The sequence below is a fragment of the Paraglaciecola sp. G1-13 genome, assembly GCF_055809255.1.
Map to the genome: position 1 here is coordinate 1,728,817 of NZ_CM147903.1, position 14,910 is coordinate 1,743,726.

Genomic DNA, 14,910 nt, shown 5'->3' on the forward strand with positions numbered 1-14,910 from the left:
TATGGCGTTGCAAATTCGCTTTTGCTGCTTTTCGCGAGTTGAGATAATGTGCACAACCCATTCGATTAGGCTCAATGAATCAATCTTTTTTTAGTTCGATTTACTAAGGATTATCATAGGGTTAGAAAGCAAAATAGGTTTGAAGTATTGAGCCAATTAGTTGTACAAAATGGCCAATTGATAGACAGGGGGCTTGGTTAACCCCAATTCCATCGAATTTTCGCTGAGGGGCTAGTGATTTAATGCAGCGGATATCAGGCATTGCGCAATGCCGAAATAACAATTGAGGATTCTGTGTCCCCTTGATGGGCTTGTGGGATACCCCGCAGATTATGACTGACTGATGGTAGAGGGAGCTTTTCCGTAGAACTTTTTAAAAGTACGAGAGAAGTAAGACAAACTTTCGTATCCCGTGCCGTAGGCAATTTCACTGACACTGAGTTTATTTTCATTCAATAGTTTGAGTGCGCTTTGCATGCGTACTTCTGTCATAAATTGAACAATCGTTTGCTGACACTCAGACTGGCATTTTCGGCTTAAAGAGCGTCGACTCATGGCTAACGACTCAGCGAGTTGATCGACGGTAAATTCTGGATCGGTTAAATGTTGAATGATGTTCGAACGCAGTTTATCGGTAAAATTAGGACTGTCATTAGCCGGTAAATCGGCACTAGCAAATTCAGCTTCCAGCTTTTCACGAATTAATTTTCTGCCTCTTAATTGGGCGTCGACGCGAGCTACTAGCTCAGAGGTGTCAAACGGTTTAGTCAAGTAATCGTCCGCCCCACGTTGCAATCCTTCAACGGTATCGCGCTTGGCAGATTTTGCACTGAGAAGAATAACGGGGATGCTACGGGTGTGTTGGTTGCCCCTCAGGTGATGCATAAGCGTTAAGCCATCCATTTTAGGCATCATCACATCACAGATGATTACATCAGGCAGGACTGATATCGCTTTAGCTAAGCCTTCTTCACCATTTTCTGCCTGCGTAATACGATAATAGCCGGATAGGCGAAGCGCGATGAATTGCCGCAGTTCGGCATTATCATCTATCACCAATACTGTGGTGATATCGTGCTGCTCTGTATCGCTCCAGGTTTCATCTTTGATGAGTTTATCGGGTAAAACGTGAGTAACATTGGCTTGAGGTGGACAAGGTTCAGACGGATAAGAAATCGACTCGGCTAATTGGACTGATGAAAAATGTTGCTGACCGCGTTGCAGCCATAGGGTAAAACGACAACCTTGACCCTTTTCGCTTTGTAACTCGACGGTGCCATGATGCAGCTCAATCAGCTCTTTAATTAGCGCTAACCCTATTCCTGTGCCGGGCTGAGTTATATGCTCTGATGACTCTCCTTGAAAATAACGTTCGAACACGTTGTTCTGTTGGGCGGGATCGATGCCCGGGCCATTATCGCGCACCTCAATACCTACGTGTGTTTCGGTATTAATCAGCGTGATGTCAATTTCACTATCACGACCACTGTATTTCAGTGCGTTTGATAACAAATTTGTCATGCATTTATCGAGTTGGTCCAAGTCGAAATACAGACTAATAGGATCGGCAATATTGTGCAGTGAGATAGTTTGCTGCTGTTGTTTCGCTAACCCCTCGAATCTTGTCGTAACGCGATGCACGAGGTCAACGACATTGTATTGGGCTACGCGCAGGGGAAATTGGCCGATATTCAAGCGGTTGATGTCCAAAATGTTGCCTACCAATTGCAGCATGTTTTTTGCGTTTCTAAGCGCGGTTTTAACGGGTAATGCCAAGCTGCTGTCAAGGGCGGGGTGGTCATTGAGCACATCTTGTAACGGCGCAATGGTCAGTGTGAGCGGTGTGCGAAATTCATGTGAAACATTGTTGAAAAAACGCTCTTTAAGCACTTGTTGTTGTTCAAGTTCTTGCACTTTGTGACTGATTTCTAACGTTCTATCTGCAACAGTTTTTTCTAACAGGGCATTGTGCTCTCGTAGTTTCCCTGTGCGCCAGCGCTGAGTAAGCCAACCACTGAGGGTCAGTAATGTGAGGAGTATAAGCAGATACGCAAACCAGGCGAGGGTGCTGAGATACCACACAGGTTTTACGGCAAAGGGAAGCTCGGTTTTGTACTCTCTGGCCCAGGCATCTTGTGCTTCAAGTTGAAATATAAAGTCGCCGCCGGGTAGCAGGGTAAAGTCTTTTCGGTGTTCATGGCTCCAATCGCTCCATGCATCGTGGCTGCTGCCTAACAGGCGGTGCCGGTAACGTGTGGGGCGTAAAATATGGCTATCACTAAGCGCAAAGTGCATGCGCACAGAGTTATTAGTTTGATCTAACTCAGGCATGTCATTTTCGCTGGTGATATTGCCGTAAATAACAGTATTGTTATCGACATTACTGACTTGGTGAACATGAAGATTTGCACGCTGGGGTGCAGTCTCAAAATGTTTGATGTTGGCTTTGTAGAGCTGCCCAGATTTTTGCGCAAACCACAGGGTGTTTTCATCTGTGGTTAAAAAATCGTTAAACCCAACGCTTGAAAACGGCTTGAACATGGCATCGAATACTTGCCATTGTCCGCTCTGGTCTTTTTTAATGTAGCCCGTGTGTTGGCCTATACGAAACCAGATCCTGTCATTTGCATCCTCATAGAGCCGAAATATGTCCTGTTGCTCTGTGGTGAATATTGCGGGGTAGCCCTTAACGTATTGAAGGGCGGGAGTGCGGTTTGCTTGATAGTCCATCATGCCGTTACTGGTGCCCATAACCACCCCAGAAGATAACGTAAATGGCATAACATTACCCGGCCCTAAGCCATCGGCCGCGGTAAATTTTTGTACACTCAAAGTGTGTTGTGGATTCAACGAGTGCGAGGAGAACTGTGCGTTCTCGATCCGGTAAAGCTCTTGACTGGCGGTGCCTGCCCAAACGACGCCTTCATCTTCAATTGCGACAAATTCAAGTTCGTCCGCTGTGCCTTCGATAAAGGTACTATTCCAATTCCCTTGCGCGTGCTCGATATGGAACAACCCGTCATACGTGGAAACAAAAAGGGTTTGAGTAACAGGATCGACCTTAATAGAACGGGCCCAGCTGGAGCGTAATATATTAGTCAATTCGCCTTGAGGATCGCCCAGCGCTCGCGCATAAACGCCGCCTTCACCGGCAAAGAGTAAGAAATCATGGTATTCGATGACATCAAAATTGATATTTTTCGACGCAATGATTGCCTCAAACGCAGGGGGACTCGTTACAGATTGTGACGCGTTTAGCTGAAACAGACCGTCTCCTGCGGCAACTACATGCCCATTGATGTGACTGAGCTTATCTATGATGGTGGAGTTATCACCAATAGGAAACTCACTGACTCGCTGAGGCGGCAGCATTTTGACCAGACCAGGAATACCGGATAACCAAATATTACCCTGGTGATCTTCAAGCACTGAATACAGCGTGCTCATGTGGATGTGGTGTTCGCTTTGATAGCGCCTGACGAGTTCAAACGATTCATTCATGATTAAGAGGCCGTTGTACAAAGAGACGAGGTAGTAAAGACCGTCGCTGGCCTGAATAGCATTATAAAGATGGGTCTTTGGGGGCAACGCATGAGGTGCCAATACGCGCTGCAAAGCGTTGTTTCGCTCAACGAAAATACCGTGCTGTGCAGTAATGATTGTCATCTCATTTTGACGGTTGGTGAATATTTTACGTACATAAGCGTCTTTAGGAAGAGCTAAAGGGGTTGAGGTGACTAAAAACGTGGTTGTGCTATCTGTGTTGGTAATGCTGAGCTTGTGTATTGTGCTGCTGTCTTTCGTTTTATATACAAACCCCTTACCGACGGAAAATATGCGATGCTTACCGCCTATTGCGCCAGGGACGGTATGCATCTGTGTTCCATCCCAAAAGTAAACTTGCTTGTTACTGACATATGCAACGCCTTCTTCACTGGCCGCCACGGACCAGATTTCACCAAATTGACGGGTTTCAGTAGGCCAGTCAGCTATCAAAGACCGAAAAATCAATTGCCCAGAATCATCGGGTTGATAAACCCCCAAATCATCGATTGTGCCCGCGTAAATATGGTTATTTTGCCAATGGGCTAACGCGCGCACACGTGTACTGTTCGGTGTGACATATTTACGCCACCGTTCACCATCAAATTGAGTGATGCCGGTACCTGAACCTACGTAAATAAACCCATTTTCACTTTGACTTAACCACCAGTTCTGATCACTACCATTGTGCTCTTGTAAGCCAAACACTTTGCTGATGGGTAAACCCACCTCACTATATTGTTGACCATGGACGCCATGCATAAGAAACACGCAACCACAGGTAAGGAAAACAACACGTTTGACCCAATTCATGAATATATAAAATCTTAAGTATCAAGTGGTTATGTGAAACGTAGACTATTGTATGCACACTTTTTAAGCAAATTCTCAGAGGTATTCAGCGCCTAGATTTTATGCTTCTTTTGGTGATTTTACGGTCGCTAGAGGGCAGTGTGTCGGCTGAAACATGTAGTAAGGGTATGTGATCGATTTGTTAACAGTGGATCCTATCGCTTAACGCAGAATATAAAGAATATTTAGCCTATTTGAATCTCATCGTTAACGCCGACATTGTGCACGCGACGCAGGCCCTAAAAATAGAGACTAGATTAGCGCGTGCGCTGGCTAACAATGACACGAAATAACAGAACAGTAGCCCAAAGCTCGCTTACGCGAGCCACCTTTACGTGGGGCGCGTGCGCGCATGAAAAACAAACCAAAACCAAACGCCACTAAGCGAAAACCATCCCCATGCTCCCAGCAATTAAACCGTAGAGTAGTAATACCAGCATGCTGCGTTTGAGAATGTAGCCCTCACTATTTTGTAGCGCGAGAATAGACGTCACTGCCACTATGTTGTTGATACAAACCATGTTCCCCATGGCGGCGCCTACCGATTGTAAAGCCAAAATCGTTGTGACATTCAACTGTAAATCGCTGGCAATGGTCTGCTGAATACCGGCAAATGTGAGGTTTGATATGGTGGCTGAACCCGAAAAGAAAGAGCCCAATGCACCAAGAAATGGGGCGAAGAACCCCCAGTACTGGCCACTAATGCCTGCTAAATGTTGACCAATTAAACTCACCGCAGAATATTCTTCAGTGAGCATCATCATGTTGACAAAGACTAAGGCGCCAAAAAGCGCAATCACTGGTTTTTTCATACTGTTTTTAGTGTGACTCACCACGTTTGCGAATGAGCCACTCTTAAACAACCACAGCGTTAAACAACCCATTAATACGAATGGTAAAAAGGAGGGCACATACAAGGTGTTGTGCTGCCAGTTTATGGGCGTTTGCAGTATGCGTTCGAGTTTAATAACCAGTGATGCACTGATACTGATGTCGCCCAAGGGCCCAGCGCTGCTCACCCATGCGGGTGATGTGAGTTGCAGTAAGCTCTTGATGCCCAGCTCAGGGATACGTGTCACGACCAATAGCAATATTGTACCCCACAGCGCAAAGCTGGCTTTTAACAGCGTGGGCATTGATACCTGTACCGATGCTTGCGCCGAAGATTGGCGATCATTTTGGCGCTGTTGTAGGCCAATATTATACTTGGCCAATAACAAGGTAAGTATTAGGCCGATAAAGCCGCCCACTAGGGAGGGGAACTCCACCGATATGCGGCTCAATATTAAATACGGTAGGGTACAAGAGAAGGTTGATAACACAATAAATAGCCAGTTTTGCTTAAGCTGGCTTTTTTTCTCGACCACTAACGCCAGTGCCGCCATGACGATAAAGGGGGCTGCAACCGTATTAATAGCCGCCGACTTCCAAGCAACATCTTGCAGTAACACAGGGGGGAGTTCGGTTAAGGCTAAGCCAAACCAAATAGGTGTCCCCACGGCGCCAAACGTAACTGGTATGGTATTGAAAATAAGACAGGCAATGGCGACCCTAAGGGCAGGGAAGCCCAATCCGACGAGTATTGGCGCGGCGATAGCCGCAGGAGTGCCAAACCCGCTTGCGCCTTCAATCAAAAAGGCGAAAGCCCAACCTACGACCATAAGCTGGGCGATTGCATTACTGCTGATGTGATTTAGCCAACTACGGATGATGCCTAACGCACCGGTAACCTCCATGCACCGAAACAGAAAAATTGCCCCGGCGATAATCATGATAGGGGTAAGCGCCAACAACAAACCGTTGATGACCGAGGCATTCACTAGCCGCAGCTCAAAATCAAATACAAACACAACTAACAGGTAGGCAATTAATGCACTCAAAGGCAATGCTTTGCTGGCCGCTACACTGTGTTTTTTCGTCATCAAGTAGATAAGAACAGCAACGGGTAAATACGCACTTATGAGTAACAGCATAGATGGCCTTTGAAACGAGTGATTCCTTTATCGGGTATTGTTATGGCGCTTTAAGCCTTATGTCAAAGACTATTATGGCGGTGAATGAAAGCCGTCTTATGTACATCGTTAGCAGTGTTGAATTGGGTAAGTAAAGGCCCTGAAGTGACATTTTCTTAGCTGGTTGTTAGCAATCGTGCACTTAAAAGGGGATCACGGTTTTATTCGCGCCATTGCGCAATGACGTTAGCAAATACGAAACAGGATTAATTTTGAATAGGTACATCTATTGAACATCAGTTCTTGTATAATCTTTATCATGAAAACATCCATTGGTGACACTTTTCTTATTTAAACAAGCTTGTTTAATTGGATAAAGATTAACCTACCTTTGCTAGCGTACTGGCCTCTACAAGCCCAAACGCAACACCATACCTTTCTATTGAATGCCATATATGAATTTGGCTAATACGAGTAATTACCATGAAAAAAACCTTCGTTCTGTCTCATCCGAAAATCAAACTGCCAAGATTAGTTGAAGCAATTAAGTTTGAAGTAAAGAAATACCTTAGACGAGAGAGAAAAAAGTCACTTCCAGAGGGCGCTGATTACTGGGATTTTGACTGTCGTTTTGGCGTGGATGAGGCCAATGCACAAGTCATCCATCTTGGTTCGATTAACCAACATATTGATGAAGCCGAAAAAAACGAACTTGCCTCTTTTTACTTGGAAATTCTTGCCAAGCCCGGTGTTAAAAAATTAACTGAGTAAATGCCTATCTAGGGGGCATTCCCTTTGGTGTAAATCCCTAAAGCAATGCTCTACTGGGTTTAATCTGCTTAGGGGGCGCTGATGTCAGCGGGTTCCACGGTAGAACAAGCAATGCAGTGCATTGAGCACGCCATGAACCCCTGATATGCATGTGGCTTATCTGCAAACACAAAACCATTTCTCTCCATTTCTTAAGGGCTTTATCCTGAGTTTTACAGTGTTTTTTATAAAGCATTGTTGTGAACTTTTTTCAGCGAGTCATGTACTAAAACCACAAGTATTTTCTGATTCAAAGGAGAGTTAATCATCCCTCAAGACAAAGCCAGCCATATACTCAGCCGACCAGAGCACTGTATTGGGGTGCGTGGTGCGCGCGTACACAACCTAAAGAATGTGAGTCTTGATATACCACGTAACGCCTTGGTGGTGTTTACCGGCATTTCAGGCTCAGGTAAATCCTCGCTGGCATTTGGTACATTGTTTGCTGAATCTCAACGACGTTACCTAGACTCGGTTTCACCGTATGCACGAAGACTAATTGATCAGGTAGAAGAGCCTGATGTTGACGCTATTGATGGCTTGCCGCCCGCTGTTGCCCTGCAGCAGCAAAGAGGCACACCTTCAGTGCGTTCTTCCGTTGGCAGTGTTACCACCATCTCAAATGGCCTACGAATGCTTTATTCTCGCGCTGGTGATTACCCCGTTGGTCAATCTATTTTATACGCTGACTCATTTTCGCCAAATACCGCCCAAGGGGCTTGCCCCAAATGCCATGGCATCGGGCGTGTTTTCGATGTGACCGAAGCACTATTGGTACCTGACGACAGTAAAACCATACGAGACAAAGCAATTGCCGCGTGGCCTCCTGCATGGCAAGGGGCCAATTTAAGCCGAATTCTGGTCTCTCTTGGCTACGACATCGATACCCCATGGCGGGACTTGCCTAAAAAAGCCAGGCAGTGGATTTTATTTACCGATGAGACCCCCACAGTGCCAGTCTATCCTGAGTACAATTTAGCCCAGACTCAAGCCGCCATTGAAAATGGCGAAGCGCCCAGCTATATGGGCACGTTCACCAGCGCCCAGCGCTTTGTTTTGCACTCTTTTGCCACGACGCAAAGTACGCGTACGAAAAAGCGCGTATCGCAGTTTATGCAGATTTCACAGTGCCCCGAGTGTGAAGGTAAGAAGCTCAAGCGGGCGTCATTATCGGTCACCTTTACGGGTTTGGATATTGGACAGTTATCGCAATTAACCTTAACGGACTTAGCCGAAAGATTACGGGCAACAGCGAGTACCAAACCCAGTGATGAATTACAGGACAGAGAAAAAATCATCGTGGCTCAGCGCTTAGCCAGTGACATTTTAGCGAGAGTTGAGGCTCTAACGCATCTTGGTCTTGGCTATTTATCACTGGAGCGAAGCACTACTACACTTTCGCCGGGGGAATTGCAGCGTTTGCGCCTGGCAACACAAATCCGCTCCCAGCTATTTGGTGTGGTTTATGTACTAGATGAGCCATCCGCTGGACTGCATCCAGCCGATAAAAAGGCGCTATTGGCGGCTCTTGATGAATTGATTACGGCGGGTAATTCAGTGTTTATGGTCGAGCATGATGTGAGTGTTATTCGCCATGCTGATTGGATAGTCGATGTAGGGCCGGATGCAGGGACGCATGGCGGCGACATTATTTATAATGGCCCAGTTGAAGGACTCGAAGGTAATTCACGCTCGCATACGGCTACGCATTTGTTCGAACAGTCAGTGGGTGAGGAGCGTACACCACGCGAGGCAAAGGCGTGGTTAAAGCTTGCTTCAATCGAGCGAAATAATTTGCAAGGCATCGACGTGTCGTTTCCTTTAGGCGTGATGACAACAGTGACGGGGGTGTCTGGCTCGGGCAAATCAAGTTTAGTCAGTCAAGCATTGGTTGAGCTGGTGAATGAGGCCTTAGGCGTAAAGAAAGCCGTTGATGTGCCAACTGATGAAGCTGATTTGCTAGAACAAGAAACCCAGACAAGCACAGGTGGGCACATTGTTGACGGCCTAGCGCATGTGAAACGCTTAATAACGGTGGATCAAAAGCCCATAGGCAGAACACCGCGCTCCAATTTAGCGACTTACACTGGGTTATTTGATCACGTCCGTACCTTGTTTGCCAACACCGATGAGTCGAAAAAAAGACGTTACGACGCAGGTCGCTTTTCGTTCAATGTCACCAAAGGCCGCTGCAGTAATTGCGACGGGGTGGGGTTTGTGAGTGTTGAGTTGCTCTTCTTACCTAGTGTTTATTCACCTTGCCCGGTCTGCCAAGGTCGACGCTATAACGACAAAACCTTAGAAATTACGTATCGCGACAAAAACATTGCTGATGTGCTGGATTTGACGGTCGAGGCAGCCCACACATTTTTTGCGGGTCAGCCGCCCGTGCTTCGAGCATTAGATGCGTTACTCAAAGTAGGGCTGGGGTACTTACGCCTTGGCCAACCTGCCACGGAGCTATCAGGCGGTGAAGCTCAGCGTATCAAGCTAGCCACTGAGTTACAGCGAGTACAAAAAGGTGACACGCTGTACGTGTTAGATGAGCCCACCACAGGCTTACATCCAAAAGACGTTGCTATGTTGATGTCGCAATTAAACGGACTGGTGGATGCCGGCAACACGGTGATCATGGTTGAGCACGATATGCGTGTCGCCAGTAGCAGTGATTGGGTCATTGATATTGGCCCAGAAGCCGGTGATAAGGGCGGGGCAGTGGTCGCCCAAGGCGAACCGAAACATGTCGCAATCAATAAGCAAAGTCGAACCGCGCCCTTTATGTTTGTCTAACGTTTCGGGTTTGTAGTACTGGTTAAACAAGTTGCCATAACAGGCTACGCGTTGCACCAGTACCTCTTTTGCCAGTGCCAAACACGGATGTTTACCTGCTTGTTTACCTGCCTGTTCACCTCCTTGTTCTTCCACCTGTTCTTCCTCTTGTTCACCTATCCGGGTCCTTGTCCTCTATATCCGCCATATACAAAAGCTTCTCATGCCCCTGCTGCGACTATGGGCTTTTTCTGCATATAACCCGTCCTTTTTTCATCCACTGCAACGTTTCCCTCTGTCGTGTCATTTTAGGGTAAACCGTTATCATTAGTGGCGATTTCATTCTCTGTGATACAGAGTTTATGAGGTTTTACTTATATTTCAATCTGCTATAGCCATGTAATTACAGGGTTGCTTGAATTATTTGTTTTCTTACATTAAGGAAACTGTTTTCATTTAGAGTGTTGTTATCTTGTTAATCACATGCTAATTTATTTACAAGTTTGAAATGGGTAATTGCTGAAGTTGGTGGGAATGTAGAGACCTGGCAAAGATAAGCTCATAGAACAGATCGAATAACGAATACATAAGAATTGAATTCATGGAGAACGAAATGAGAGCCACAACAAAACACACCCTTCTAGCATCATCCATCGCTATGATTATCAGCACTGGTCAATTATGGGCCCAAGAAAGTCCGACTGACACAGGTGCCGATGAAGATATCGAGCAAATTTCAGTGGTAGGCATACGTTCGAGTATTGCCAGCTCAGTGGCGCGCAAACAAGAGTCCGGACAGGTAGCAGACGTTATTTCAGCGGAGGATATTGGTAAGTTTCCGGATTTAAATGTCGCTGAATCGTTGCAACGTATTCCAGGGATTCAAATATCGCGCTCTCGGGGTGAAGCATCTGGTGTGTCTATTCGTGGCTTAGACGAAGTCGCAACCTTGTTAAACGGGCGAAACTATTTTGGCGGTGCCTCCGGTGTCAGTATCAACCGCTTTGCTAGCTTTGAAGATATTCCCGCAGAATTGGTTGGCTCCGTGGTGGTATATAAATCAGTTTCAGCTGACATATTAGAGGGCGGCATTGGGGGAGTGGTCGATATTGAGCGCACCGATGCTTTAAGCTTAAGCGGCCCTACAATAGCCGGTAGTGTGAAAGAGCACTATGGTGATTTATCCAAAGAATGGTCACCACGCGGTTCTTTAGTGGCTGGCAATATTTGGGATTACGGCAACAATGGCGGTGAGATAGGGGTTATCTTTGGTGTTTCTTACTTAGAGCGAGAATACCGTGAAGACCTAGTGCGTAACTCTAGTGCCACGTCCATCGTGGGCGATTTTGCAGGTGGCACTGCACCTGATGGTGCCAAAACCAGTGCTTCTCTCAACTCATCCCCGGCATGGGGGGATAGGGAGCGTACGGTTTACTCTTTAGGCATTGATGTCTCTCTAAACAGCGATACCAAATTCTATTTTGACTCTGGTTACACCGATTATTCCACAACGCAGTTGCGCCAAGAGTTCGTGTGGGGTTTTGATGGTGCAAATACCGTTGACGCTGATTTTTCTAATATAGATGAAAACAACGTTTACCCTAGGTCGGTTACCTTGAGCGACATGAACTTTGATGTTCTGAGCATGATTGATGACAGGTACACCACGACATACGATTTAGCGCTGGGCTTTGAAACAGTTGCTGGGCCGTGGAGTATCGAAGGGGAGGTGAGTTACGTTGATACCGACAACGACACCAACTTCCACAATACCCGTATTCGTGACAGCTGGGACGCCTTGCCTGTTACAATAAATAACAGCGGGATACCAAATCAGCCACCCTCGGTGGACTTTGGTACTTTTGACGTAACAGATGAGGGTAATTTCGATATCGTTCAATGGCGTCATGAAAGCCGCCAGTTACAAGCAGATGAATCTGCGGCCAAGCTGGATATTGATTACGCATTTGACGAAGGAATGGTACGTTCCATCGAAGCGGGTTTGCGCTTCGCCAGTTTAGGCACCACTAAAAATATTCAAAACAACCATATATTTGATGCCTCGGGCGCGACCTATGGCAGTGACGACCCGCTTAATTTAGTCGAGCCCAGTGCGTGGGACGATTTTATGGACGAGTATGACGGTGGCAATTTCCCCAATGATTATGTTGGCGTTAATCCTAATTACTTGTTGTCTCGCAACGATGAAATTCGTGAATTTTATGGCTTCACAGGGCAATCAGAAACTGAAAACCCCAGAGATTCATTTGAATATGAAGAAGATGTGACCGCCCTATATATAAAAGCCAACCTTGAAACCGAAGTGGGAGGGTATTTCATAAGTGGCGATATCGGCGGGCGCTACGTGCAAACGGACACGACAGCGGATTATTTTTTTGATACCGGAAATGCAGACGAAAGTGGAGCGCCTATTTACCAAGGCACAAAAAGTGAAAAGAATTACAGTGAATTCTTGCCCTCGTTCAATTTGAAAGTTGAATTGAACGATGAGCTGCTGCTTCGCTTAGCGGGTTCGAAAACATTCTCGCGCCCTCATTTTGGAGATTTGGCCCCGTCGTTAAACCTCAACTTTGAGCAAGGTCGCGGCACCGGTGGTAACCCAGATTTAGACCCATTCACCGCAACCAATTTAGATTTAAGCCTTGAGTACTACTTTGCCAGTGGTGGTATGGCGTCATCTGCTATTTTCTACAAAGACATTGACGGCTTCTTACAAACCTCTGAAAGCCAAGAAACCATTGGTGGCAATGACTTTGTTATCCTGCGTAAAAGCAATGGCGGTTCTGGCACAGTGCGTGGTTTAGAGCTTGCTTACCAACAGTTCTTTGATTTTTTACCCGCACCATTTGATGGTTTAGGCGTACAGGCGAATTACACCTACGTGGACTCAGATGTGCCCTCGCCGAATCCATTACTGCCTAATATTTCACTAGAGGGCCTATCAGACAACAGTTACAACTTGGTCGCCATTTACGAAGATGATTTAGTTTCAGGCCGTTTGTCATATAACTACCGTTCAGACTTTTTAGTGACCACAGAAGTCGCCCAAGAAGGATTTGGCCAACTCGATTTATCGCTGGCCTACAACGTTTCTGAGAGCTTCCGATTCACTTTGGATGCTTTAAACCTGCTCAGACGCGACCATTTCGAATATCGCGCAGGGGATAAGTATGACCCATATCATTGGATCGCCACTGAAAGACAAGTGTTGGTCGGTGTGTCGTATACTTTCTGATCCACCTAGCTGTATGGCAAACCGCTGGGCTGACCTTAGAGGTCGTTTTTAAGCGATGGATGCCTCAGCAGCGCATGAGTCAGCAATAGCTAAGTGTGTTGGTTGTATCTTTCGCGTAAGAAAAAGAACAGGGGGATTAGCAGTATGCTTGCTCTGTTGTTTTATTCTCCTTCGCTCGGCGTTAACACGGCGGGTAGTGGATGTGTCACGCAAATCAGTAGGGTTGTTTATCGTGAAATGCATTAAAGCGCATATTCTGTGCATCATTACCTTGGTGCTTTGTGCAGCAAACGTTGCTGCACAAAGCGAGCAAAGTAAGAATAACCTAGTTAACAGGCCAAATGTGGTAATGATTGTGGCAGATGATCACGGGTTAGATGCCATAGGGGCATACGGCAATAACGTGATCCAAACCCCAAATATCGATGCGCTGGCAAGAGAGGGCGCTCGGTTTGTGAATGCGTTTGCCACTGTGTCAAGTTGTAGCCCTAGTCGCTCAGTTATTTTAACCGGTCAACATAATCACACCAATGGGATGTATGGCTTGCAGCATAAGCAGCACCATTTCAGTAGTTTTGATGACGTGCAATCATTGCCGGTCATGCTCAGTAAAAACGGCTATCGAACGGCCAGAATAGGTAAATATCACTTAGGGCCAAACAGCGTATTTAAATTTGATGACGTGTTATCAGAAGGCGCAGCCAATGATATGACCTCAATCGCACGCAGCCCAGTTGAAATGGCTCAAAAAAGCGAAGCATTTATCCGTCGCGACAGCGCGCCGTTCTTTTTGTATTTTGCCAGTGACGACCCGCATCGAGGTTACCCGTTTGAGACCTATCCCGAGCCAAACCGATTTGGTAACCGTGAACAGGGGTACCCGGGCATCGAAGAGGTCGTGTATCAGCCTGATGACGTGTTGGTGCCACCGTACTTACCCGACACACCCGCTGCACGAAAAGAAATAGCTCAATACTATCAGGCTATCTCTCGTCTTGACCAAGGTGTAGGCAAGCTGGTTGAAATACTCAAAGCACAGGGTAAATACGACAACACGTTAATTTTGTATTTGTCAGATAATGGCATTGCCTTTCCTGGTGCGAAAACCAATTTGTACGATGCAGGTATTCATCTGCCGTTAATTGTCAAAGCGCCAGCGCAGAAAAATAACGCTGTTTCCTGTACAAAAAACATTCAAAACTGTACCCGTCACCATCAGTTGGTCTCTTGGCTTGATTTAACCCCGACTATTTTAGATTACGCAAACGTTAAACCAATGCCGACCACTGTTCAGGGCAAATCATTCAAAGCAATTTTAGAAAACGAACAGCCTAAAGGCTGGGAACATGTATATGCCTCTCACACCATGCACGAAGTGATGATGTATTACCCCATGCGCATGGTTAGAACCAAGCAATATAAGTTGATTTGGAATATTGCCCATGAGCTAAGTTACCCCTTTGCTGCGGACTTGCAGCAGTCCTTAATCTGGCAAGATGTGCGTCGCCGCGGAAACACTCAATATGCGGGTCGCCAGATCGAGGACTTTTTACATCGCCCTGAGTTTGAGTTGTTTGATATGCAAAACGACCCTCAAGAGCAGCATAATCTCGCTGACTTACCCCAGTTCAGTCGTGTAAAACATGAACTCATACACCAGCTTAAAATATTTCAACAAGAGACTCAGGATCCTTGGATCGCTAAATGGCACTACCAGTAAAGTCGTTG

At 46.3% G+C, this 14,910-nt stretch carries 6 protein-coding genes; 4 read left to right on the forward strand and 2 right to left on the reverse strand.

From position 1 onward, the window contains the following. Window positions 1–330 precede the first annotated feature (330 nt). Window positions 331–4,305, reverse strand: coding sequence for a hybrid sensor histidine kinase/response regulator transcription factor (locus AC0L6N_RS07265; RefSeq protein ID WP_473480156.1), 3,975 nt, complete (start codon window positions 4,303–4,305; stop codon window positions 331–333). 470 nt (window positions 4,306–4,775) lie between these two features. Beyond that, window positions 4,776–6,368 carry an L-lactate permease gene (locus AC0L6N_RS07270; protein WP_473480158.1) on the reverse strand — a complete coding sequence of 531 codons (1,593 nt, stop codon included), beginning with the start codon at window positions 6,366–6,368 and terminating at the stop codon, window positions 4,776–4,778. A 462-nt stretch (window positions 6,369–6,830) separates the two neighbouring features. On the opposite strand from AC0L6N_RS07270, the gene AC0L6N_RS07275 reads away from it, so the two are divergent. The 4 genes from AC0L6N_RS07275 to AC0L6N_RS07290 all read left to right on the forward strand — a co-directional run bounded on the left by AC0L6N_RS07275 (window position 6,831) and on the right by AC0L6N_RS07290 (window position 14,902). Beyond that, entirely contained in the window at window positions 6,831–7,118 is a 288-nt protein-coding gene (locus tag AC0L6N_RS07275; protein ID WP_011574657.1) for a DUF6172 family protein, read from the forward strand. 393 nt (window positions 7,119–7,511) lie between these two features. Next, window positions 7,512–9,947, forward strand: coding sequence for an excinuclease ABC subunit UvrA (locus tag AC0L6N_RS07280; protein WP_473480160.1), 2,436 nt, complete (start codon window positions 7,512–7,514; stop codon window positions 9,945–9,947). 592 nt (window positions 9,948–10,539) lie between these two features. Next, the gene (locus AC0L6N_RS07285; protein WP_473480162.1) at window positions 10,540–13,182 is read left to right on the forward strand and encodes a TonB-dependent receptor; all 2,643 of its coding nucleotides are present in this window, start codon (window positions 10,540–10,542) and stop codon (window positions 13,180–13,182) included. Between the two features lie 202 nt (window positions 13,183–13,384). Further along, window positions 13,385–14,902, forward strand: coding sequence for a sulfatase family protein (locus tag AC0L6N_RS07290; protein ID WP_473480163.1), 1,518 nt, complete (start codon window positions 13,385–13,387; stop codon window positions 14,900–14,902). The last annotated feature ends 8 nt before the right edge of the window (window positions 14,903–14,910 follow it).